We start from the raw sequence: 23609 nt of genomic DNA, 5'->3' as shown, positions 1-23609 counted from the left end.
GCCTACTGCGGGCCCTCGGCCGAGATCAGCGCCGATGCGGCCCGGGAGTGCAGCGAGTCCAGGGTGGTGAGCTGCTGCCCGGCCCGCTCCAGCAGCTCCGCGAGGCGGTCCGTCCGCAGCCGGGTGTCATGGACGGCCACCGCGAGCAGTGAGCGCCACAGCAGCGCCTTGCCCTCCACACCCATCCGCAGCGCCTCCAGCCCCACCAGCGTGTTCACCCCGGTGCGCCGCCGCGGACGGCTGCCCGGCGTCAGCCGCGCCGTGCGCTCGGCCGCCCGTGACGCGCGGAGCTTGCCGCGGCGGACGTGGACGTCGAGCGAGGCCATGCACCACAGCAGCGCCCTGCGGTCCTGGACGAGTTCCGCGGTGAGCCTCGCCAGCTCGCCGCCGTAGGCCGAGCGCCGGTGTCTGCGATACATCCGGCGGGCCAGCCCGACCGCTGCCGTGGCGGCCACCAGATGGTCATTGAGGTAGATCCCGAGCCACGGCGGCGCGTGGATGCCGCCGGAGCGGGTCGCGGCCGGTACAGCCATGGTCGTCCTCCCGACGCCGGGCCCCGAGCAGCGCTGTCAGGACTCCGACGGGTACCCGCCGGGAGGGGGCCCAAGAGACGGCCGCCGCGGAGCCGCCCGGCGGGCCGCGGCCAGGGCGCGCCGGTGCAGGTCTTCGAGCGCGTCCAGCACGACCGTGCGCTCGTGCCACTCCAGCCACGTCCCCGCCCGGGTGGCCAGGTCGAGCAGGATCGCGGTCTCCGCGTCGGTCAGGCTGTGTCTGACCTCGGGCACATGCACCGAGAACACCCCGACGACCTGGCGGGAGGCGCCGGTCATGGGGATGCTGTGCGCGGTGCGGGAGCCGGTCGCCAGGATGACCTCGCGGGCGGTGTCCGAGAAGACGCGGTCGGTGGTGATGTCCGACACCACCGGCCGGGCCCGGGCCGCCGCCGTGGCACACGCCGTCTCGCCCTCGCCGACATGGGAGAAGAAGTCGATGAACTCACTGCCCAGGCCGTGGTGCTGCTCCATCCGCAGCCCGGCGGGGTCCGCCAGCTGGAGGTCCCCCATGTCGGAGCCCACCACCTCCATGGCCCGGTGCAGCACCCGCTTCACCACCGTGGAGCGATGGACCTCACCGGGCCGCACATCCGGCAGGAACGGCAGCGCGGGGGCCTCCCCGCGGGTGCGCTCCGGGAACCACAGCGGACTGCCGGGGGCGGGCCGTGCCACCCGCAGCAGCGCGGCCGCCAGGGTCCGCAGTCTCACATTGTGCGCCTGTGAGCTGCGCTTGAGCAGGGTGAACGCCGTCTCCTCCGCGGGCAGCCGATAGCGCTCCCACAGAACGCCCTGCGCCTGCGCGATCAGTGGGTGCGAGCGCAGTTTGGCGCGCAGATCGACGGTCTCCCGGCGCAGCCGTATCACCTCCGGCAGCGCCGTCCGGCCGCCGTGCGGTGCGGAGGCCTCCCGAGTGGAGGCGTCCGGCGCGGAGGCGTTCCGAGTGGAGGCGTTCCGAGTGGAGGCGTCCGGCGCGGAGGTCTCCGGCCCGGCCGCCGCTCCGCCGCAGGCGGCGACGGCCGCCTCGACGGTGGCGTACATCCGGATCGTGCCGTCCACCAGCACCGTCCGCAGCAGCCGCGCCACGTCGTCGGTGGCCGCGGCGAGGAGCAGCGGGGCACCGGCCTCGGACAGGGTGCGGGCACAGCGCAGCAGCCCCCGCACACCCACCGCCGTGATCTCCCGGACCCGTGAGAGGTCCACGATCACGGCGGCGCCGGGTCTCTCCCGTCCGACCTGCCGCGTCCCCATGAACACGGGGTGATCCGGCCGGTCGAGACCCCCTTCGGGGCGCAGCAGCCATATCGCGCCCGCCGATGCCGCACCCGGCGCCGGGCGCGGCCGCCGGTCCGGCGCGTCCTTCCCGGCGCCCCGGTCCTCGTTCCCGCCCGTCGCCTCGGTCTCGCGCATCTCTGCCTCGTTCCGCCATCCGCCGCAGGTGGTACGGGTCCGGAGGTCCGGACCCGAGCCATACCTTGGTCAGACGGGCGGAACGAGTCAACGCGGCCCCGGCGCCCGCATGGCGTGCAGCGGTCCGCGGTGCAGCGGCGTCGTGCGCCACCGCGCGGTGAAGACGCGGTCCGCGAGGGAGCAGGTGACCAGCAGGTGGTGCGGGGTCTCCAGGAACGCGATGTCCACGGTCAGTGTGTCCGGGTCCGTCCAGCCCCCGCTGACCGCCGTGGGAACGGGCGCCTGGGGCCCGGTGTGCGTCCGCCACCCCGCGCCGTCGAACCCCAGGTCCAGCCGGGAGGCACGCTCGGCGAGCGAGACGGCCCATCCGCCGGAGCCGTCCTCGGCCACGGTGACCCCCGTCAGGGTCGGCTGGACCGCGCAGACGCCGCCTTCGGGGGTGAACTCCGCACCCGACCAGGCGCCGGGGTCCGAGAGCGGCGCGGGCTTCGCCGCCAGCGGCGGCAGGGCGAGCCGGGACAGCCGCCGCTCCAGCGCGGCGTCCTCGTCCTCGCGGCCGGTGAGCGGCGCGTCGCCGAACGCGGGCAGCAGATGCTCCCAGACCGCGTCCAGGACGGCCTGCATCCGCTCGGTGTCCGCCGTTGTGGCGATCACCACATCGTGCTCGGGCAGCACCAGGCAGAACTGGCCGTACGCCCCGTCGCCCCGGTACCCGTGCCGGGACATCCAGAACTGGAGCCCGTACCCCCGCCGCCAGTCCGGCCCCGAGCCGCCTGCCATGGGCTCCTCGGTCGGGATCCACAGCCGGGTCGCCTCCTCGACCCAGGCGGCCGGAAGCAGCCGCTCGCCCTCCCACTCACCGCCCCGCAGATACAGCAGCCCCAGCCGGGCGATCGCGTCGGTGGCCGCGAACAGCCCGCTGAAGCCGAGGTCGCGCCCGGCCGGCACCTGGAGCCAGGCCGCCTCGCCGATGCCCAGCGGATCGAACAGCCGCGGCCGCAGATACTCCGTCAGCGACTGCCCGGTCACCCGCTGGACGATCGCGGCGAGCGTGTACGTGGCGGGCTGGTTGTACGCGAAGACGGTGCCCGGCGCGCGATCCGGCGGCAGCCGCAGGAAGCCGCGCACGGGCTCCTCCGGGTCCAGGCCGAACGCCCGCTCCATCGTCTCCTCGAGGTGGCCGCTGGCCATGGACGCGACATGGCGTACGAGCATGGCACGGCTGCCCGGGTCGGTGATCTCCGCCTCGAACTCGGGGAAGTACGAGATCACGGGGGCGTCGAGGTCCAGCAGCCCCTCGGCGACGGCCAGCCCCGCCGCCGTGGAGGTGAAGCTCTTGCTGAGGGAGTAGAGCAGATGCGGCCGCTCGGCGGTGTACGGCGCCCACCAGCCGGAGGCGATCAGCCGGCCGTGGCGCAGGATCATCAGACTGTGCGGCTCGATGTCCGGCGCGCCCTCGACGGCGTCGAGGAAGGCGTGGACGCCCCGCGCGTCCACGCCCTCGGCGGCGGGGGTGCTGGTGGGCAGCGGATGAGCACTCATCAGACGGGTCCTCGTGGGGTCAGGGGTGGGGGCTGCGCCAACCCTCCCCGGCGGGGTGGCGGGTGTCCAGAGGGTTTTGTGCCGCGGGTGGTGTGCCGCCCGGCCCGGCGGGGGCGCGGCTGCGGCGGGCCGGGGGCCCGTTGAGAGGATCGGCGGTGATGGATCGGCGGTGACGGATCGCCGTTGATCCGCGAACGCACCAGACGCCGGAAGGAACGAACACCTCGTGACCGACTCCGTGACCGATCGCGTGACCGACGACGACGCCGTGCTGACGCGCGTCGAGGGGCGCGCCGGACATCTCACCCTCAACCGGCCCCGCGCCCTCAACGCCCTCACCCATCCGATGGTGACCCGGATCGCCGAGGCCCTCACCGCCTGGGAGCGGGACCCGGCCGTCGAGACCGTGGTGATCGACGGGGCGGGGGAGCGCGGGCTGTGCGCGGGCGGCGACATCCGCCTGATCCACCAGGACGTGACCGCGGGCGGCGGCGCGGCCTCGCGGGCGTTCTGGCGCGACGAGTACACGCTCAACATCCGGATCGCCCGCTACCCCAAGCCGTATGTGGCCCTGATGGACGGCATCGTGATGGGCGGCGGTGTCGGGGTCTCGGCCCACGGCGGTGTGCGGATCGTCACCGAGCGCTCCCTGGTCGCCATGCCCGAGACCACGATCGGCTTCGTACCGGACGTCGGCGGCACCCATCTGCTGGCCCGCGCACCGGGCGAACTGGGCACGCACCTGGCGCTCACGGGGGCGTCGGTGGGCGCCGCCGACGCCCTGCGCTGCGGGCTGGCCGACCATGTCGTCCCCTCCGAACAGCTGCCCGCGCTGACCCGGGACCTGGCCGCGGAGCCGGTGGCGGACGTCCTGCCCCGGTACGCGGTCGAGGCCCCGGCCGGGACCCTGGACGGCCGGCGGGAGTGGATCGACCACTGCTACGCGGCGGACACCGTCGAGGAGATCGTGGACCGGCTGATGGCCGTCGGGGAACCGGCCGCCAAGGAGACCGCCGAGACCCTCCTCGCCAAGTCCCCCACCGCGCTGAAGGTCACGCTGGCCGCCGTCCGCGGGGCCCGGGCGCTCGGTTCGCTGGAGCGCGTCATGGAGCAGGAGTACCGCGTCTCCTGCGCGGCCCTGTACCGCCCGGACCTCATCGAGGGCATCCGCGCCCAGGTGATCGACAAGGACCGCCGCCCCCGCTGGTCCCCGGCGGCTCTCGCCGAGGTCACGGACGCGGAGGTGGCCGGTTTCTTCGTGCCGCCAGTCGACGGTGATCTTCGCCTCGACGGCTGAAATAGTGTGCCAAGCAGCACGCTTCAGGCGGGCAGCGGCGCCGACTGACCGTGCGATCAAGAACGCGCGGGAGACGGCGCCGCTGCCCTGCGGAACCTGCTAGAAACTCACCGGCGCACCTGCTCTGTGCTGTCGGCCGCGGTGTTCAGATCGCGGTCGAGGGTCTCCGGGGACATCCGGGTGGCGATCAGGCTGACCGCCGTGACCAGCGACATATAGACGGCGACCGGTATCCAGGAGCCGGAGAACGCGGTGAGGAGCGCGCTACAGATCAGCGGCGCGACCCCGCCGCCGATCAGCGAGGAGAACTCCCGGCCCAGCGTGACGCCGGCGTAGCGGTAGCGCTTGCCGAACAGTTCGGGGAAGTAGCTCATCTGGACGCCGACCGAGCCGTGGCAGGCCAGGATGAAGCCGATGACGATGGCCACGGTGATCGCCACGTGTGAGCCGGTGTTCAGCGCGATGAAGGTCGGGGCCGGCAGGAGCACCAGCGCGGCGGCGATGGTGGAGTAGACCGGGCGCCGCCCGAGGCGGTCGGAGAGCGTGCCGAAGCAGATGGCCGCGAGACCGCCGCACAGGGCCCCGATCAGCAGCACCTGGGGGACGAATTCCTTGTCGACGCCGACGCTGGACACCAGGTAGGAGGCCATGAAGACCTGGTACGTGTAGGACTGGGTGCTGACGCCGAAGTTCATGAACAGCGCCAGCAGCATGGGCTTCCGGCCGTGCTGGAAGACCTCCTTCACCGGTGAGGCGGGCCGTTCCCGCTGCTCCTTGAGCTCGGTGAAGACCGGGCTCTCGTTGAGCTTGCGGCGCAGCACCAGGGCGATCACGGTCACGAGGAGGCTGCTGCCGAAGATCAGCCGCCAGCCCCAGCTCATCAGGGCGTCGTCGGGCAGGCGTTGGGCGAGGATCCAGGCCACCGCGCCCAGGGCGGTGCCCAGCGCGGCGCCGGTCATGACGAGGGAGGACAGTCTGCCGCGGCGCCCGGGGGCGGCGGTCTCGGTGAGCAGGGTGGCGCCGCCGGACTGCTCGGCCCCGGCTCCGAAGCCCTGCCCCATACGGCAGATGAGCAGCAGGATCGGGGCGAGCAGCCCGACCTCGTTGTAGGTGGGCAGCAGTCCGATGGCGAGGGTGGAGCCGCCCATCAGGAGCAGGGTCGCCACCAGTACCCACTTGCGGCCGAGGCGGTCGCCGAAGCGGGAGAAGAAGAGCCCGCCGAGCGGGCGGGCGGCGAAGCCCACGGCGTAGGTGCTGAAGCTGGCCAGGATGCCCACGGACGGTGAGGCGTTGGGGAAGAACAGGTCGCTGAAGATCAGCGCCGACGCGGTGCCGTAGATGACGAAGTCGTACTGCTCGAGCGCGGTGCCGATGAGACCGGCCAGGGCGGCGCGGCGCACCGCGCGGGGGTCGGCGGGTGGTTGGGCGGGGGTGGAAGGGTCGGGGGAGGTGGTCGGCGACGGGGGGCGCGCCGTGGCGGGGGTGGGGTTGCTGTCCATGATCCATGCCTCCTTGAACGGATCGACGCAGCGGAGCGGTGGTGGGGAGGGCAGGCGACAAGGGGACGGGGGAGTGGGGAGAGGAGGAGGGGCGGGGACGGGGTCAGGGGTGGACGGGGGTCCGGAGGGTTCCCGCGGCGTCGGCTGCCGCGGCGGCGGGGCCGTGGCGGACGATGAGGTCGATCAGCTCGGAGACCCGGGCGGCGAAGTCCGGGTGGTCGCTCAGTCCGTCGCCGAGCAGCCCGCTGTCCAGGACGGCCTCGACGAAGGGCGGCCCGGAGGCGGTGGCGCTCCGTCCGGTGATGGTGGCGAGCGTCTTCCGGGCCGGGTCCGCCATCGCGGTGGCGTGGGGGCCGGGGGAGAAGCCGGGGCGCGGTGCCACGCAGCACAGGTACGCGGCGACGGTGAGCGCGAGATGGTGTGGCATGCGTCCGGCCCGCAGGTGGAACAGGGCGGGTTCGGGGACTCGTTGGCGCAGTTTGACCGAGCCGTCGGAGCCGACCTGCCGGGTGCGGTGGTCCAGGGCGGTGTTGGCCCAGCGGTCGAAGAGCTGTCCGATGTAGTGGTCGGGGTCGATGTCGGCGGGCACGGTGAGGGTCGGCAGGTAGTCGTCGTGGAGCACCGCGCGGGCGGCTTCGGTGATGAACGGCCGGGCGGTGGCGTCCGGGATGGTCTCGCGTCCGTCCAGCGCGCCGAGGTAGGCGATGAGCGAGTGGGTGCCGTTGAGCAGGCGCAGCTTGAGCAGTTCGTAGGGTTCGACGTCGTCGGTGAAGAGCGCTCCGCCGTTCTCCCAGCGCGGGCGTCCGGCGGCGAAGTGGTCCTCCATGACCCACATGCTGAAGGGTTCGGCCGGTACCGGGACGGTGTCGCGTACGCCGAGGTGGGTGGCGACGGCGTGGCGGTAGGTGTCGGTGGTGGCGGGGACGATCCGGTCGACCATGGAGTTGGGGAAGGTTGCGGCGGATGCCAGCCAGGGCGTGAGGTCGTCGCGTTCGGCGGCCGGGAGGGCCTGGGTGAACTCGTGGACGAGTCGTCTGGTCTGGGCTCCGTTGCCGACGAGGTTGTCGCAGCTGAGCACGGTGACGGGCCGGGCGTGGGTGCGCATGCGGCGCTGGAGGCCGCGGACGATCTGGCCGATGGTGGTCCGTGGTGGTGTATCGCCGCGCAGGTCGGCCTGGACGGCGGGGGCGTCGAGGTCGAGGCCGCCGGTGCGCGGGGAGAAGGTGTAGCCGTGTTCGGTGACGGTCAGGGTGATGACGGCCGTGGCGGGTGCCGCGAGGGCGTCGAGGAGGTGGTCGGGCTGCTCGGTGGCGACCAGGGCGCCGGTGTGCACGGCGGGGACGGTGACGCGGGTGTCGTCGGGGGAGATCTCCACGACGGTGTAGGCCATCTCCTGGTCGCGCATCGCCCGTGCCACGGTGGCGGAGTGGCTGGCCACGCCGAGGATGCCCCAGGGGCCGTCGGTGTGGCGCAGGGCGGTGGCGGTGTGGACGGCCTGGTGGGCGCGGTGGAAGTTGCCGAGGCCCAGGTGGACGATGCCGGTTTCGGTGGGTGGTTGGGGGAGGGTGCGGGCGGCCGCGGGGGTGGTGGCGAGGCGGAGGCGGGGGAGGGGGTGGGGCATCGGTGTCACCAGTCCGTCATCGAGCCGTCGAGCCGTCGGGCGACCGGCAGATAGGCGGGTTCGTAGGGGTGGCGGGCGGCGAGTTCCTCGTCGATCTCGACGCCGATGCCGGGTGCGTCGCCGGGATGGAGGTGGCCGTCGGCGTAGCTCCAGGCGTGCCGGAACACCTCGTGGACCAGGGGTTCGTAGCCCATGTACTCCTGGATGGCGAAGTTGGGGGTGGCCAGGCCGAGGTGGAGTGAGGCGCCGAGGGCGACGGGGGAGATGTCCGAGGGGCCGTGCGGTCCGAGCCGCACCTGCCAGAGGTCGGCGAGGGTGGCGATGCGCCGCAGGTGGCTGATGCCGCCCGCGTGGCTGACACAGGTGCGGATGTAGTCGATCAGCTGCTCGGTGATCAGTGTCTGGCACTCCCAGACGGTGTTGAACACCTCGCCGATGGCCAGTGGGACGGTGGTGTGGCGGCGGATGTGCCGCAGCACCTCCTGGTTCTCGGCGGGGGTGACGTCCTCCAGCCAGAAGAGGTCCGCCGGTTCCAGGGCGCGGCCGAGCCGGGCGGCCTCGCCGGGGGTGAGCCGGTGGTGGGTGTCGTGGAGCAGTTTCAGCTCGGGGCCCACGTGTTCGCGGATCCGGGTGAGGATGCGGGGGATGTGGCGGAGGTAGGCGTCGGTGTCCCAGGTCTCCTCGACGGGGGCGGCGCCCCGGCCGGCCGGTTCGTATCCGGTGCCGTTCCTGCTGACTCCGTAGACCAAGTCCAGGCCGGGGACGCCGCTTTGGGCCCGTACGGCGCGGAAGCCGCGGTCCCGCCGTACCTCGATGGACTCCAGCAGCTGGGGGAGGTCCCAGCCGGTGGCGTGGGTGTAGGCGAGGACGCGGTCGCGGACCGCGCCGCCCAGCAGCTGGTAGACGGGCTGTCCGGTGGTCTTGCCCTTGATGTCCCACAGTGCGGTGTCCACCGCGCCGATGGCGGTCATGGTCACCGGTCCGCGCCGCCAGTAGGCGCCGCGGTAGAGGTACTGCCAGGTGTCCTCGACGCGGGCCGGGTCGCGGCCGATGAGGAGGGGTGCGAGGTGGTCGCGGAGGTAGGAGGCGACGGCGAGTTCGCGGCCGTTGAGGGTGGCGTCGCCCCAGCCGGTGACGCCGTCCGCGGTGGTGATTTTGAGGAGGACGAAGTTGCGCCCCGGGCTGGTGACGAGGACGTCGACGTCGGTGATGGTGTCGGTCGTCGTCACGGGGCCACCGCCACCACGTTGTGGAGCGGTTCGCCCGTGGCGAGCCGGCGGATGTTGGCGGTGATGTCGGTGGTGCGGTGGACGAAGGTCTGGCGGGTGAGGCCGGAGGAGTGTGGGGTCATCAGCACGTTGTCCAGCGTGTCGAAGGGGTGCTTGGCGGGGGTGGCGGTGTGGCCGTCGGCCGGGTACCGGTACCAGACGTCGATCGCGGCGCCGCCGATGGTGCGGCCGCGCAGCGCCTCGTACAGCGCGTCCTCGTCCACGACGGGGCCACGGCCGACGTTGACCAGGACCGCGTCCGGGCGCATCCGGGACAGCTCGGCCGTGCCGATCAGCCCGGTGGTGTCCTTGGTGAGCGGTACGGACACCACGACGGCGTCGCAGCTCTCCAGCAGGGTGTCGAGGTCCTTGACCGCCCCGGCCCACAGCAGTCCGTGGCCGGCCGCGTCCAGGTCCCCGCGTCGGGTGACGGCGATGCCCCGGGCGCCGAACGCCTGGAACAGCCGCCAGCAGCGGGCCCCGATGTGGCCGAAGCCGACGAATCCGACGGTGGCGGCGGTCAGGTCCTGCGGCCAGGGGGCCCGCGGGTCATGGGCGGGGGAGTCCCAGTGCGCTTCCCGGCGCAGCGCGGTGTGCTGGCGCAGAAAGCCACGGCGCATCAGGATCGTGGCGGACACGGTGTATTCGGCGATGGCGTTCTCGTGGTGGAAGGTGTTCGCCACCTGGGTGCCCGGCGCCAGCGCGGCGATGTCGATGTTGTCCGTTCCGGCTCCGGCGGCGTGGACCAGCCGGAGCCGGGTGGCGGCCGCGGCCATGGTGGCGGTGCACCGGCCGGAGACGAGGACGTCCGCGTCCGCCATGGCGGCTTCGACCGCCTCGGTGTGCCGGGGGTCGGGCCAGTGGACGACCGTGCCCTGGGGGAGGGCGGCCTCGAACTCGGTGCGCAGCGGGGCGAGGTTGGGGTCGGCGACCACCACGGTCAGGGGGTCGGTGGTCATGAGGGGTCCTTGGTGGTGGGGCCGGTGGAGTCGCGCACGATGAGCTGTGTGGGCAGCCGGTGGGTGCGCGGGATCTGCCGTTCGCCCGCGAGGACCTGCCCCAGCATCTGGAGGCTGAGCGCCCCGGCGCGGGCCATGGGCACGGCGACGCTGGTCAGGGACGGCTGGGAGACTTCCGCGAAGGGGATGTCGTCGAACCCGATGACGCTGAGGTCCCCGGGCACGCTCAGCCCCAGCGCCCGGGCGCCGGTCAGTACGCCGAACGCCATCAGGTCGTTGTGGGCGATGACGGCGGAGGCACCGGAGGCCATGACGCTCGCGGCGGCGGCGGTGCCGCCCGCCACCGTCTCGGACTGCCAGCCGAGCAACTCCAGTGCCAGTCCTGCGCGTTCGGTCTCGGCGCGGATGAGGTCGACGCGGTGGGCGTTGGACCAGGAGCGCCGCATGCCCTGGACGTAGGCGATCCGCCGATGTCCGAGGGCGGCGAGGTACTCCACGGCCTGGCGCATTCCGTGGGCGGCGTCGGCGAGCACACAGTCCGTGCCGGATGTTTCGCGGTTGACCAGTACGGCGGGGGCGCGGCCGCAGATGTCGAGCACATCGTCCGCGTCCAGCCGGGGAGAGCACACGACCAGGCCGTCCGCCCGCTCCCGCAGATGTGCGAGGACCTCGCGCTCACGGTCCGGGTCGAGGTCGGTGTCGGCGAGGACGACGGTGTGCCCGCGGTGCCGGCACTCGCCCTGTGCGGCCTTGACGAAGGCGCCGAAGACGGGGTTGGCGATATCGGGGACGACGAGCGCGACGGTGGCGGTCTCGGCCCGGGTTCCGGTGGCGCTCTCGGTGGTGCGCGCCACGGGTGGTTCGTACCCCAGTTCCTGCGCGACGGTCAGCACCTTGCGCAGGGTCCGGGGGCCGAGCCGGCCGGGGTCGCTGAACGCCCGGGACGCCGTGGACAGCGCGACATTCGCGCCCTTGGCGACGTCGGTCAGGGTGGGGGCCATGGCAGCCCGTTACCGGTGGGACGGGGTGGGGTGGATGAACGGCATGTGGCATGGTCTTCACCGTTGCGCAACCTTGTCAATGCTTGCCAAAACATTGGCAAGGCCGGTGCTTTTCGTGGTCCGGAGCGGTTCGGTGAAGTCTTCCCCCGCTCAACGGGTGCATGCGTGCGCGTGTATGCACATAATGGCGGCATGGAGTCCCATCACCACGGACACCGGCACCACCACCGCCGGCACCGGCTCGCGCATCTGCTGAGACCGCACTCCCACGAGTCGGCGCAGAAGGTCGACTCCGCGCTGGAGTCCTCGGCCGAGGGCATGCGCGCCCTGTGGCTCTCCCTCGCCGTCCTCGGCGCCACCGCGGTCCTCCAGGCCGCGGTCGTCGTGCTGTCCGGCTCGGTGGCGCTGCTGGGCGACACCGTCCACAACGCCGCCGACGCGCTGACCGCGCTGCCGCTCGGCGTGGCGTTCGTCCTGGGGCGCCGCGCGGCGAACCGCCGGTTCACCTACGGCTACGGCCGGGCCGAGGACCTGGCCGGGATCGTCATCGTCCTGACCATCGCCGCCTCGGCGGCCCTGGCCGCGTACGAGGCGGTGGAGCGGCTGCTGCACCCGCGCGCCATGTCCCATCCGGGCGTCGTCGCGGTCGCGGCGGTCCTCGGCTTCATCGGCAACGAATGGGTGGCCCGCCACCGGATCCGGGTCGGGCGCCGGATCGGCTCCGCGGCCCTGGTCGCCGACGGTTTGCACGCCCGCACCGACGGCTTCACCTCCCTGGCGGTGCTGCTGGGCGCGGGCGGCGCGGCGCTCGGCTGGCGGTCCGCGGACCCGATCGTCGGCCTGGCCATCACCGCCGCCATCCTGCTCGTCCTCAAGGACGCGGCGCGCGAGGTGTTCCGGCGGCTGATGGACTCCGTCGATCCGGCGGTGATCGACGCGGGCGAGGCCGCCCTGCGCGAGGTTCCCGGAGTGCTCGGCGTGACCGAACTGCGGATGCGCTGGATCGGCCACCGGCTGCGCGCCGAGGTCACGGTCGAGGTGGACGGCGGCCTGGAACTGCGGGCGGCGCACGATGTGGCGGTCGGGGCCGAACACGCCCTCCGCCACGCGGTTCCCCGGCTGACCGCCGCCCTGGTGCACACCGATCCGGCCCCCGGGCCGGGCGCGGAGGACCCGCACCGGCTGCTGGCCCACCACGCCGCGTGAATGCCCTCCGCGGACGGCTCGGGCTCAGTCGTGCGGCGGGGCCCCGGTGACCATGTGGTCCGCGTGGTTGACGGCCTCGGTGACCAGTCGGCGCAGATGGCCGTCGTGGAGGGAGTACACCGAGCGGCGGCCCTCCTTGCGCACCTGGACCAGCCCGGCCAGCCGGAGCTTGGCCAGATGCTGGCTGACCGCCGGGCGGGCCGCGCCGCTGGCCTCGGTGAGGGTATTGACATCGGCCTCGCCCCGGGCGAGGGACCACACCAGATGCAGCCGGGTCGGGTCGGACAGCAGCGAGAAGACATTGGCGGCCGTGGCGAACTGCGCCGCGCCGCTGGGATGCGTATGCGACCGGGTCGCAGTTGAGGAAGGTTCGCTGACCGGCATGCCCCCATCGTAGAGCGGCGGGCGAGGGCCGGACCCCGCTCGGCCCGCCCGGTGTCGAGCGGGGAAGACCGGAGCGCGGCCGGTGGCCGAAACCCGGCACCATACTGGAGCACATGCGCTCCGCCGTCTCCCGCCAACGCCCGCTGCCGCGCGCCCTCGGACCGGTCACCGGCCCACACCCGCGCCGCCGACCGCGCCCGGCCTCGGCACGGGCGGGGGCTGAATGATGGGGGACACGGCGAACACCCCTGCCGAACCGGGGGAGTTGCGGCGGCGCCTCGGGGTCTTCGACGCGGTCGTGGTCGGCCTGGGGTCGATGATCGGCGCGGGCATCTTCGGCGCGCTCGGGCCCGCGGCGCGGGAGGCGGGGACGGGGCTGCTGCTCGGCCTGGTGGCCGCCGGAGTGGTGGCGTACTGCAACGCCACCTCCTCCGCGCGGCTGGCCGCCCGCTATCCGCGGTCGGGCGGCACCTATGTCTACGGCCGTGAGCGGCTGGGCGACTTCTGGGGGTATCTGGCCGGCTGGGGGTTCGTGGTCGGCAAGACCGCCTCCTGCGCGGCGATGGCCCTGACCGTCGGCTCCTACGTCTGGCCCGCCCAGGCACACGCGGTGGCGGTGGCGGCCGTGGTGGCGCTGACGGCCGTCAACTACGTGGGCGTGCACAAGGCCGCCTGGCTGACCCGGGCGATCGTGGCCGTCGTGCTCGCGGTCCTCGCGGCCGTGGTCGTCGCCCTCCTCACCTCCGGCGAGGCGGACACCGCGCGGCTGGAGATCGGCGGCGACGCCACCCTCGGCGGGGTGCTGCGCGCGGGCGGCCTGCTGTTCTTCGCCTTCGCCGGTTACGCCCGTATCGCCACCCTCGGCGAGGAGGTCCGCGACCCGGCGCGGACCATCCCCCGCGCCATCCCCCTCGCGCTCGGCATCACCCTGGCCGTCTACGCGGCGGTCGCGGTCGCCGTGCTGACCGTGCTGGGCAGCGGCGGGCTGGGCGCGGCGGGCGCCCCGCTGGCCGACGCCGTGCGCGCCGCCCGCCTCCCGGGGCTGGCGCCGGTGGTGCGGGCGGGTGCCGCGGTGGCCGCGCTGGGGTCGCTGCTCGCGCTGATCCTGGGCGTCTCCCGGACCACCCTGGCCATGGCCCGGGACCGGCACCTACCGCCCGCGCTGGCCGCCGTGCACCCCCGGTTCGCGGTGCCGCACCGTGCCGAACTGGCCGTGGGCGCGGTGGTGGCGGTCCTGGCGGCGACGGTGGATCTGCGCGGCGCGATCGGGTTCTCCTCGTTCGGGGTGCTGGCCTACTACGCCGTCGCCAACGCCGCCGCCTGGACCCTCACCCCCGCCGAGGGCCGCCCACCGCGGATCGTGCCGGGGCTCGGCCTGGCCGGCTGTCTGCTGCTGGCCTTCGCGCTGCCCCTCTCCTCGGTGGTCTCCGGCGCGGCGGTGCTGGCCCTGGGCGCCGCGGCCTACGGGGTGCGGCGCGCGACGGCCGCGTAGGCGATCCCCGCCACTGCGGTGCGCCGGGCCCGGAAGCGTCCCTTACCTCCGCTCTGAGCAGGGCATACGCCCGTTTGTGAGGAAAGCCACCCCGGGCGGATTCCGCGTCCTGGAGAGCCGTCTGTGAGCATGGGTCGTCGCTGACGTACGGCAACCCGTGTCAGCCGGGCCCCGGATACGGGCCCTCTCCGCTTCTGCCCCGTAACCGGAAACCGGCCTGACCTCGCCATGACCACCTCCCTGCCGCCCCTCATACCCAGGCCCCGCTCCCCGGAGCGGGGCACACGCACCCCGTGGCGCAGTCTGCGCCACGGGGCCATGCGGTGGTGGTCGGCGGCGAACCTGGTGTCCAATGTCGGCACCTGGATGCAGTTGACCGTGCAGAACCTGCTGGTGCTGCACATCACCGGCTCCGCCGCCACCACCGGGCTCTCCCTCTCCGTGCAGGCCGCCCCCGGGCTGCTCATGGGGCTGCTCGGCGGAGCGGCGGTGGACGCGTGGCCGCGCAAGCTCACGGCGGCCGTCAGCCAGGCGGTACTGGGCCTCGTCGCCTTCGTCACGGCCGCCCTGGTCGCGTTCGACCTGCTCAACGTGGTCTCGCTGATGGTGCTCGCCGCGGTGACCGGTCTCGTCGCCACCGTGGACGCGCCCGCCTGCGCCCTGCTCGGCAACGATCTGGTGCCGCCCGACGACGTCCCCTCGGCGATCGCCCTGGGCTCCGTCGTCAGCAGCGCCGGCCGGCTCATCGGCGTGGCCTGCGCGGGTGTCGCGGTGGGCACGCTCGGTACCGCGTCCGCCTACGCCGTCAATGGGCTGTCGTTCCTGTGTGTCGCGGCCGTCATCCCCTTCCTGCGCCCCCACCCGGGCGCGGCCACCGCCACGGGCCCGCCCACCGCGCGCCGGGACCGGTTCTCCGGTGCCGGTGCCCGCGACGGGCTGGGCTTCTTCGTGAAGCGGCCGCGTCTGGTCGCCCTCACCGTGATCACGGCGGTGAGCGCCGTCTTCGGCCGGAACTACGGACTGACCCTGGCGGTCCTGGTCACCGGCCCGCTGGCGGGGAGCTCCGAGGACTTCGGGACCGTGGCCACCGTCCTGGCCGTGGGCGGGATCGCGGGCGCGGTCCTCGCGGGGCGGATGCAGCGGCCGTCGGTGCGGATGGTGGGCGCGCTCGCCGCCGCCGGGGCGCTGCTCCAGGCGCTGGCCGGGCTGTCGCCGGGGCTGATCCCGCTGCTGGTGCTGGTGGCCCCGATGGCGGTGGCCGAGTCGGTCTCCGACACGGCCGGCACCACGGTGCTCCAGACCGACCCGCCGCCCGGGATGCGCGGCCGGGTGCTCGGTGTGTGGCGCACCGCGGAGACCGCCTGGGGCCTGGCCGGTCCGCCCCTGCTGGGCCTGCTCATGGAGTGGGCGGGGCCGCGCGGCGCCCTGGTGACCGGTGGGCTGATCATCGCGGCGGTCATCGTCGCGGGCGCGCTGGTGCACGCCCGCCGCACCGCTTCCCGCCGCGTGCCCGCCACCGTCGCTCCCGTCGGGCCCGCCGCCGCGGAACGGGCTGCCGCGCCGGTGCCGCACGAAGACCTCTCCCCCATCGGTTGACCCCGTAAGGGGGCGATATGCCCTGATTGCTTCCTTTTGTCGCGGGTACTGGGGTGGGACCCAACGCGAAGGAAGGGAGGGGCCCATGGAGCGATCCGACTCCGTCGTCCCCGTCCGTACCTGGTCGCACGCCGTGGTCACCGGGGGAGCCGGCTTCGTCGGTTCGCATCTGTGCGCGGCGCTTCTCGACCAGGGCACGGCCGTGACCTGTGTGGACGATTTCTGCACCGGAACCCCGGACAACGTGGCCCATCTGATGGACCGGCCCGGCTTCACCCTTCAGCATGCCGATGTCACCGAGCCGTTCGAGGTGAAGCGGCCCGCCGATCTCGTCCTGCACTTCGCGTCCCCCGCCTCCCCGACCGACTATCTGCGGCTGCCGCTGCACACGCTGGAGACGGGCAGCCTCGGCACCCGCAACGCACTGGCCCTGGCCCGCTGCCACCAGGCGCGCTTCGTGCTGGCCTCCACTTCGGAGGCGTACGGCGACCCGCAGCAGCATCCGCAGAACGAGCGCTACTGGGGCAATGTCAACCCGGTCGGACCGCGCAGCGTCTACGACGAGGCCAAGCGCTTCGGCGAGGCCCTGACCTGCGCCGAGGCCGGGACGAACGGCACGGATGCCGGCATCGTGCGGCTGTTCAACACCTACGGGCCGCGAATGCGCGGACACGACGGACGGGCCGTGCCCACCTTCATCCGGCAGGCGCTGGCCGATGAGCCCCTCACGGTCACCGGCGACGGCAGCCAGACGCGCTCGCTCGCCTACATCGACGACACCGTGCGCGGCATCCTCGCCATGGCCGGATCCGAACTCCTCGGACCGGTCAACATCGGCAACGCGGACGAGATCACCATGCTGGACCTCGCCCACAAGATCATCGAACTGGCCGGTTCGCGCTCCGCCGTCGAGTTCATCGGCCGCCCCACCGACGATCCCGCCGTCCGCTGCCCGGACATCACCCTCGCCCGCGGCAAGCTCCAGTGGGCACCGGCCGTCCCCGCCGACGAGGGGCTGGCCCGCACCATCGACTGGTTCCGCCGCCAGGCCGCCTGACCCCCTCTCCCAACCGCCTTCACGCCCCCTTCCGCCGCGGCCCCGGGCCGCCGAAAGGTCACGCCCATGCGCATCCTCGGCATCAACGCCCTCTTCCACGACCCGGCCGCCGCCCTGGTCGTCGACGGCCGTACCGTCGCCGCCGCCGAGGAGGAGCGGTTCTCCCGGCGCAAACACGGCAAACGGCCGGTGCCGTTCTCCGCCTGGGAGCTCCCGGAGAAGGCGGCGGCCTGGTGCCTGGAGCAGGCGGGGCTGCGCCCCGAGGACCTGGACGCCGTCGCCTACTCCTTCGACCCCGCCCTCGCCCGCCCCGCCGCGTCCATGGGCCTGGACGACCCCTGGGACCACCTGCGGCTCACCTACGCCCGCGAGGCCCCCGGCTTCCTGCGTACCGCCCTGCCCGGACTGGACTCCGACGCCGTGCGGTTCGTCCCCCACCACATGGCGCACGCCGCCTCCGGCGCGCTCGCCGCGCCCGGCGCCGACACCAGCTCCGTCCTCGTCCTCGACGGACGTGGCGAGACCACCTCGCATCTCGCGGCGCGCCGTGTCGGCGACCGGCTGGAGCCGCTCCACGGCCAGGAGCTGCCCCACTCCCTGGGGCTGGTCTACGAGGAACTCACCGAACACCTGGGCTTCCTGCGCTCCAGCGACGAGTACAAGGTGATGGCCCTCGCCGCCTACGGCACTCCGCGGATGCTGGACGAGCTGCGGCGGTTTGTGTACGCCACCGGCGACGGCGGTTTCCACGCCACCGGGGTGCCCTGGGCCGAGCTGTGCCCCCCGCTGCGCCCCGGCGAGGCGTGGTCGCAGCCGCACGCCGATCTCGCGGCGAGCGCCCAGGCGTGTCTGGAGGAGACCCTGCTGGACCTGGTGCGCTGGCTGCACGCGCGCACCCATGACCGGGTGCTGACCCTGGCCGGGGGAGTGGCGCTGAACTGCGTGGCCAACTCCCGTATCGCCCGCGAGGGCCCGTTCGACCGGGTCTGGGTCCAGCCGGCCGCAGGGGACGCGGGCACCGCGCTCGGCGGCGCCCTGCACCTGTGCGCACAGGGCGGCGAACGGCCCGAACCGATGGCCGGGGCCGACCTCGGGCGCCGCTGGTCGGACGCCGAGCTGGAGGCATGGCTGAAGACGGCCGCGGTGCCCTACGAGCGCCCGGCCGATGTGGCCGAGACGGTGGCCGAGGCGCTCGCGGACGACGCGATCGTCGCCTGGTTCCAGGGGCGCTCCGAGTACGGGCCCCGGGCGCTGGGCCACCGCTCGCTGCTCGCCCACCCCGGCCGCTCGGGAAACCTCGAACGGCTCAACGACGTCAAGGGGCGGGAGCAGTTCCGGCCGGTCGCCCCGATGGTGCGCGCCGAGCGCGCGGCCGAGATCTTCGACGGCCCGCTGCCCAGCCCGTACATGCTCTTCGTGCACGAGGTCGCGCCGGAATGGCGGGACCGTATCCCGGCCGTGGTGCACGTGGACGGCACGGCCCGCATCCAGACCGTCGATTCCGCCGACGAACCGCTGGTGGCCCGTCTGCTGAGCGCGTTCGAACGCCGCACCGGGCTGCCGGTGGTCGTCAACACCAGCCTCAACACCTCGGGCCGGCCGATGGTCGACGATCCGCGTGACGCCCTGGAGTGCTTCGGCTCGGCCCCCGTCGACCTGCTGGCGATCGGGCCGTTCGTGATCCGCCGTGGCGCCTTCTTCGCGGGCGGCCGTCCGGACACGGCCGCGCCCGAGGGGGCCTGACGCGGAGGCCCGTATCGCCTATGAGCCGCACCGGCCCGTGCCCATCGCACATGACACGCACCGACCCCCGCCTATCGCACATGACACGCACCGATCCCCGCCATGGGAGGAGCCAGGCATGACGGACAGCGGAGAGCGGACCGAAGGGCCCGAGTACGCCGTGGTCATCCCGACGCTGGGCCGCCCCAGTCTCTCCGTGACCCTGCGGGCGCTCGCCGACGCCAAGGGTCCCGCGCCCCGGCGGGTCGTCCTCGTCGACGACCGGCCGCTGGAGGACTGCACCCCGCTGCCCGCCGACATCCCCGCCGAGCTCGCCCCCCTGGTGGAGATCGCGCCCGGCTGCGCCGCCGGGCCGGCCGCCGCGCGCAACATCGGCTGGCGGGCCGCCCCCGAGCCCTGGACGGTCTTCCTCGACGACGATGTGGTCCCCGGCCCCACCTGGGCGGACGACCTCGCCGCCGATCTGGCGGCGGCCGATCCCGGCACCGGCGGGGTCCAGGCGCGGATCACCGTTCCACTGCCGGAGGACCGCGGGCCCACCGACTGGGAGCGCAACACCGCGGGGCTGGCCTCCGCCCGCTGGATCACCGCCGACATGGCGTACCGGAGGGCCGCGCTGGCTGCGGTGGGCGGCTTCGACGAGCGGTTTCCGCGCGCCTTCCGGGAGGACGCCGACCTGGCGCTGCGGGTCATGGCCGCCGGGTGGCGGCTGGAGCGGGGATCGCGGACCACGGTCCATCCGGTGCGCCCGGCGGACCGCTGGGTGTCGGTGCGCACCCAGGCGGGGAACGCGGACGACGTGCTGATGGCCAAGGTCCACGGCCGCGGCTGGCGGGACCGGGCGGGCGCCCCGCGCGGCCGGCTGCCCCGCCATCTGGCCATCGCGGCGGCCGCTGCCGCCGCCCTGACCGGTGCCCTGGCGGGCCGGCGGCGGGCGGCCGCGGTGGGCACGGCGCTGTGGCTGGCCGGAACCGCCGAATTCGCCCTGGCCCGGATCCGCCCCGGGCCGCGCACCCCGGACGAGCTCGCCACGATGGCCGTGACCAGCGCCGTCATCCCGCCCGTGGCCACCGCGCACTGGCTGGCGGGGCTGGTGCGGCACCGCGCGGCCGCCGCGTTCGGGCGGTCGGCGGCCGGGCGCGCGAGGAGCCTGGGGCATGGGTAGCGCTTGGTCGCGTTTGGTGATTGACCGTCTGGGCTACTCGGTGTCCGTGTTCGCCGCTTCTGCACCGAAGATCCCATTCGCCCCGGAAGGGGCGCCGTGGCTGTTCACCGCGGGTGACCGTCCCGCCCGCCGCCGCGCACCCGTCCGGCGGGGACTTCCGGGCGCCGTGCTCTTCGACCGGGACGGCACGCTGATCCAGGACGTCCCCTACAACGGCGACCCCGCCCGGGTGCGGCTCATGCCGCACGCCAGGGCCGCGGTCGACGCGGTACGGGAGTGGGGCGTCCCGGTCGGGGTGGTCACCAACCAGTCGGGCGTCGCCCGCGGTCTGCTCACCCCCGGCGTGGTCGAGGCCGTGATGCGGCGGGTCGAGGAGCTGCTGGGACCCTTCGACATCTGGGCGGTGTGCCCCCACGGTCCCGCCGACCGCTGCGGGTGCCGCAAGCCCGCCCCCGGGCTGATCCACGCCGCGTGCGCGGCGCTGGGCACCGACCCGCGCAGGGCCGTCGTCCTCGGCGACATCGGCGCGGACCTGGCGGCGGCCCGCGCGGCGGGCGCCCGAGGCGTCCTCGTCCCCGGCGCGGTGACCCGCCCGGAGGAGATCGCGGACGCCGCACGGACCGCACCGGATCTCCTGACGGCCGTACGGGGGCTGCCCGTCGGGGCGGGAGACGCCCCATGAGCGCCCGCCACACCGGTCCGCGCACCCTCGTCGTGCGGCTCGACAGCGCGGGAGACGTGTTGCTGGCCGGGCCCGCCGTACGGGCGGTGGCCGCCGGGTCGGCGTACACCGCGATGCTGTGCGGCCCGCTCGGCGAGCCCGCCGCCCGGATGCTGCCCGGCGTCGACGAGGTGCTGGTCCATGACGCGCCCTGGGTGGGCTTCGAGGCTCCGCCGGTGCGCCGCGAGCTCATCGACGCCCTCGTGGACCGCCTGGCCGCCCGCCGCTTCGACCGCGCGCTGATCCTCTCCTCGTATCACCAGAGCCCGCTGCCCGCCGCACTGCTGCTGAAGCTGGCCGGAATCCCCTGGGCCGCCGCCGACAGCGAGCACTACCCCGGCACCCTGCTGGACCTGCGCCACCGGCGCGCGCCCCACCGCCACGAGGCGCGGGCCGCGCTCGACCTGGCCGAGGCGTCCGGCTTCGCCCTCCCGCCCGGCGACGAGGGCGGGCTGGCCCTGACCGCGCTGCCCGACACCGCCCCGCTCACCGGCACCGACCCCTATGTGGTGGTCCACCCCGGCGCCGCCGTGCCCGCCCGCGCCTGGAGCCCCGCGCGGGCCGCCCGGGCGGTGGCCGCGCTGGAGGAGGCCGGCCACCGCGTGGTGGTCACCGGCGGCCCGGCCGAGAAGGAGCTGACGGCCGACATCGCCGACGGCATCGCCCTCGACCTCGGCGGCCGCACCTCCTTCCCCGAACTGGCCGGAGTGCTCGCGGGCGCCGACGTGGTGGTGACCGGGAACACCGGGCCCTCCCATCTGGCCGCCGCGGTCGGCACCCCGGTCGTCTGCCTCTTCGCGCCCGTCGTCCCCGCCGAGCGCTGGGCCCCCTACCGGGTGCCGCACCGGCTGCTGGGCCGCCAGGACGCGGCGTGCGCGGGCAGCCGCGCCCGGGTCTGCCCCGTGCCGGGCCACCCCTGCCTGGACTCCGTCACCGACGCCGAGGTGCTCGCCGCCGTGGCCGCGCTGCCGGCGCCGGGCGGAGCCGACGACGACCGTAAGGAGCCCGAATGAACGTCCTCCTATGGCATGTGCACGGCTCCTGGACCACGGCCTTCGTCCAGGGCCCGCACCGCTACCTGGTCCCCGTCCTCCCCGGCCGGGGCCCGGACGGACGCGGCCGGGCCCGCACCTACACCTGGCCCGACACGGTCACCGAGGTCACCCCGGAGGAGCTGCGGGACGCCCCCGTGGACCTGATCGTCCTCCAGCGGCCCCACGAGGCCGAGCTGGCGCGGCGCTGGCTCGGCGGCCGCCGCCCCGGGCGCGACGTGCCCGCCGTCTACCTGGAGCACAACGCGCCGGAGGGAGACGTCCCCGGCACCCGCCACCCCTGCGCCGACCGCGACGACCTCACCCTCGTCCACGTCACCCACTTCAACCGGCTCTTCTGGGACAGCGGCCGCGCCCCCACCACCGTCATCGAGCACGGCATCGTCGACCCCGGCCACCGCTACACCGGGGAGCTGACCCGCGCCGCCGTCGTCGTCAACGAACCGATCCGACGCGGGCGCCACACCGGCACCGATCTGTTGCCCGCCCTCAGCGACGCCGCCCCGCTGGACGTCTTCGGCATGGCGACCGAAGGACTCGCCGACCATCTCGGCCTGCCCCCCGACCGCTGCCGCGCCCACGACCTCCCCCAGGCCGAGCTGCATACCGCCATGGCGCGCCGCCGGGTGTATCTGCACCCCGTGCGCTGGACCTCGCTCGGCCTCTCCCTCCTGGAAGCCATGCACGTGGGGCTGCCCGTCGTCGCCCTGGCCGCCACCGAGGCCGTCGAGGCGGTGCCGGCCGGGGCCGGGGTGCTCTCCACCCGCCCCGACGTCCTCGCCCGCGCGGTCCGCCGCTATCTGCGGGACCCGGACGCCGCCGCCGAGGACGGGGCACGGGCCCGCCGGGCGGCGCTCGACGCCTATGGCCTGAAACGCTTCCTCGACGACTGGGAGCGGCTGATGGAGGAGGTGACCCGATGACTCCGCGCCACGGACCGCCCGAGCACCTGGACATCGCACTCGTCTCGGAGCACGCCAGCCCGCTCGCCGTGCTCGGCGGGGTGGACGCCGGCGGCCAGAACGTCCATGTGGCCCGGCTCGCCGCGGCCCTCGCCGACCGTGGCCACCGCGTCCGCGTCTACACCCGCCGCGACGCCCCCCACCTGCCCGTGACCGTCCGCCCGCACCCGGGCGTCGAGGTGCGGCACGTCCCCGCGGGCCCCGTCCGGCCGCTTCCCAAGGACGACCTCCTGCCGTACATGCGGCGGTTCGGCGCCTATCTGGAAAACGAATGGCGGGGCGCGCCACCCGATCTGGTGCACTCCCACTTCTGGATGTCCGGCGTCGCCTCGCTCCAGGCCACCCGCGCCCTCGGACTGCCGCTCGCGCACACCTACCACGCGCTGGGCATCGTCAAGCGGCGCCACCAGAGGGACGCCGACACCAGCCCTGTCGACCGCGTCCCCTGGGAGACCGCGGTCGGGGAGGGCTGCGACCGGATCGTGGCCACCTGCCGCGACGAGGTCGGCGAACTGGCCGCCATGGGGCTGGACCCCGAGCGGATCACCGTCGTGCCCTGCGGAGTCGACCCGCGGCTGTTCACCCCCGCCGGGCCGGCGGCGCCCCGCCCGGCCCGCCGGGCCCTGCTCGCCCAGATCGGACGGCTCGTGCCGCGCAAGGGGGCCGCCGTCTCCATCGCCGCGCTCACCCTGCTGCCGGACGCCGAACTCGTCATCGCCGGAGGACCGCCGTCCGCCCATCTGCGCGACGACCCCGAGGCACGGCGGCTGTGGCGGCTCGCCGACCGCCTCGGCGTCGCCGACCGGGTCCGGCTCACCGGCGGACTGCCGCCGGAGCGGATGCCCGAACTGCTGCGCGCCGCCGACCTCGTACTGTGCCCCGCCGACTACGAGCCCTTCGGGATCGTCCCCCTGGAGGCCATGAGCTGCGGAACGCCCGTCGTCGCCTCCGCCGTCGGCGGACAGCGCGACACCCTCGCCGACCCCGGCACCGGCGAGCTCGTCCAGCCCCGCGACCCGGTCGCCCTCGCCGAGGCCGCCGCTGCTCGCCTTCCCCGCCCGGCGCCCCACCCTCCTTCATCCC

General features: G+C 74.3%; 20 protein-coding genes. 11 read left to right on the top strand and 9 right to left on the bottom strand.

Going from position 1 to position 23609, the window contains the following annotated elements; translation table 11 throughout:
- Positions 1 to 2: 2 nt before the first annotated feature.
- From ABD329_RS20420 to ABD329_RS20410, 3 genes are all read right to left on the bottom strand, one after another.
- Complete coding sequence (locus tag ABD329_RS20420) at positions 3 to 533, bottom strand: hypothetical protein (RefSeq protein WP_198277583.1); 531 nt, start codon at positions 531 to 533, stop codon at positions 3 to 5.
- Positions 534 to 569: 36 nt separating this feature from the next.
- On the bottom strand, positions 570 to 1961 hold the full coding sequence (locus ABD329_RS20415; RefSeq protein ID WP_198277582.1) for an ANTAR domain-containing protein: 1392 nt from the start codon (positions 1959 to 1961) through the stop codon (positions 570 to 572).
- Between the two features lie 87 nt (positions 1962 to 2048).
- Complete coding sequence (locus ABD329_RS20410) at positions 2049 to 3503, bottom strand: serine hydrolase domain-containing protein (RefSeq protein ID WP_198277581.1); 1455 nt, start codon at positions 3501 to 3503, stop codon at positions 2049 to 2051.
- Between the two features lie 226 nt (positions 3504 to 3729).
- Between ABD329_RS20410 and ABD329_RS20405 the strand changes: the two genes are divergently transcribed.
- Positions 3730 to 4800 carry an enoyl-CoA hydratase/isomerase family protein gene (locus ABD329_RS20405; protein WP_198282084.1) on the top strand — a complete coding sequence of 357 codons (1071 nt, stop codon included), beginning with the start codon at positions 3730 to 3732 and terminating at the stop codon, positions 4798 to 4800.
- A 107-nt stretch (positions 4801 to 4907) separates the two neighbouring features.
- Here the strand turns inward: ABD329_RS20405 and ABD329_RS20400 are convergent, their stop codons facing one another.
- The 5 genes from ABD329_RS20400 to ABD329_RS20380 form a co-directional block, all read right to left on the bottom strand.
- Entirely contained in the window at positions 4908 to 6299 is a 1392-nt protein-coding gene (locus ABD329_RS20400; protein WP_344316723.1) for an MFS transporter, read from the bottom strand.
- Between the two features lie 103 nt (positions 6300 to 6402).
- Positions 6403 to 7920, bottom strand: coding sequence for a mannitol dehydrogenase family protein (locus ABD329_RS20395; RefSeq protein WP_344316722.1), 1518 nt, complete (start codon positions 7918 to 7920; stop codon positions 6403 to 6405).
- A gap of 5 nt (positions 7921 to 7925) precedes the next feature.
- Complete coding sequence (gene manD, locus ABD329_RS20390; protein ID WP_309142959.1) at positions 7926 to 9149, bottom strand: D-mannonate dehydratase ManD; 1224 nt, start codon at positions 9147 to 9149, stop codon at positions 7926 to 7928.
- The gene (locus ABD329_RS20385; protein ID WP_198281927.1) at positions 9146 to 10147 is read right to left on the bottom strand and encodes a 2-hydroxyacid dehydrogenase; all 1002 of its coding nucleotides are present in this window, start codon (positions 10145 to 10147) and stop codon (positions 9146 to 9148) included. The genes manD and ABD329_RS20385 overlap by 4 nt, the downstream gene beginning before the upstream one ends.
- Entirely contained in the window at positions 10144 to 11148 is a 1005-nt protein-coding gene (locus ABD329_RS20380; RefSeq protein ID WP_198281926.1) for a LacI family DNA-binding transcriptional regulator, read from the bottom strand. Before ABD329_RS20380 ends, ABD329_RS20385 begins: the two co-directional genes overlap by 4 nt.
- 192 nt (positions 11149 to 11340) lie before the next feature.
- Between ABD329_RS20380 and ABD329_RS20375 the strand changes: the two genes are divergently transcribed.
- Entirely contained in the window at positions 11341 to 12354 is a 1014-nt protein-coding gene (locus ABD329_RS20375) for a cation diffusion facilitator family transporter (protein ID WP_198280965.1), read from the top strand.
- Positions 12355 to 12378: 24 nt separating this feature from the next.
- Here the strand turns inward: ABD329_RS20375 and ABD329_RS20370 are convergent, their stop codons facing one another.
- On the bottom strand, positions 12379 to 12738 hold the full coding sequence (locus tag ABD329_RS20370; protein ID WP_164431515.1) for an ArsR/SmtB family transcription factor: 360 nt from the start codon (positions 12736 to 12738) through the stop codon (positions 12379 to 12381).
- A 226-nt stretch (positions 12739 to 12964) separates the two neighbouring features.
- On the opposite strand from ABD329_RS20370, the gene ABD329_RS20365 reads away from it, so the two are divergent.
- From ABD329_RS20365 to ABD329_RS20325, 9 genes are all read left to right on the top strand, one after another.
- Positions 12965 to 14230 (top strand): APC family permease, encoded by a 1266-nt coding sequence (locus ABD329_RS20365; RefSeq protein ID WP_344316721.1) that lies wholly within the window; start codon positions 12965 to 12967, stop codon positions 14228 to 14230.
- 228 nt (positions 14231 to 14458) lie between these two features.
- On the top strand, positions 14459 to 15826 hold the full coding sequence (locus ABD329_RS20360) for an MFS transporter (protein ID WP_198280964.1): 1368 nt from the start codon (positions 14459 to 14461) through the stop codon (positions 15824 to 15826).
- 85 nt (positions 15827 to 15911) lie between these two features.
- Positions 15912 to 16883, top strand: coding sequence for an NAD-dependent epimerase/dehydratase family protein (locus ABD329_RS20355; protein ID WP_198280963.1), 972 nt, complete (start codon positions 15912 to 15914; stop codon positions 16881 to 16883).
- 66 nt (positions 16884 to 16949) lie between these two features.
- Positions 16950 to 18626, top strand: a complete 1677-nt coding sequence (locus ABD329_RS20350) for a carbamoyltransferase family protein (protein ID WP_344316720.1) — start codon at positions 16950 to 16952, stop codon at positions 18624 to 18626.
- Between the two features lie 118 nt (positions 18627 to 18744).
- On the top strand, positions 18745 to 19791 hold the full coding sequence (locus ABD329_RS20345; protein ID WP_198280221.1) for a glycosyltransferase family 2 protein: 1047 nt from the start codon (positions 18745 to 18747) through the stop codon (positions 19789 to 19791).
- Positions 19784 to 20473 carry a D-glycero-alpha-D-manno-heptose-1,7-bisphosphate 7-phosphatase gene (locus ABD329_RS20340; protein ID WP_198280222.1) on the top strand — a complete coding sequence of 230 codons (690 nt, stop codon included), beginning with the start codon at positions 19784 to 19786 and terminating at the stop codon, positions 20471 to 20473. The genes ABD329_RS20345 and ABD329_RS20340 overlap by 8 nt, the downstream gene beginning before the upstream one ends.
- Positions 20470 to 21525, top strand: coding sequence for a glycosyltransferase family 9 protein (locus ABD329_RS20335; RefSeq protein WP_198280223.1), 1056 nt, complete (start codon positions 20470 to 20472; stop codon positions 21523 to 21525). The genes ABD329_RS20340 and ABD329_RS20335 overlap by 4 nt, the downstream gene beginning before the upstream one ends.
- A complete protein-coding gene (locus ABD329_RS20330) occupies positions 21522 to 22487 on the top strand; it encodes a glycosyltransferase (RefSeq protein WP_198280224.1) in 966 nt (321 codons plus the stop codon). Before ABD329_RS20335 ends, ABD329_RS20330 begins: the two co-directional genes overlap by 4 nt.
- A partial coding sequence (locus ABD329_RS20325) for a glycosyltransferase (protein WP_344316719.1) occupies positions 22484 to 23609 on the top strand: 1126 nt, incomplete at its 3' end. The genes ABD329_RS20330 and ABD329_RS20325, both read left to right, overlap by 4 nt.

Source organism: Streptomyces javensis (genome assembly GCF_039525925.1).
Lineage (GTDB): Bacteria > Actinomycetota > Actinomycetes > Streptomycetales > Streptomycetaceae > Streptomyces > Streptomyces asiaticus.
Note: the sequence above shows the minus strand (reverse complement) of the source record. Positions and strands in the feature narration are given on the sequence as shown.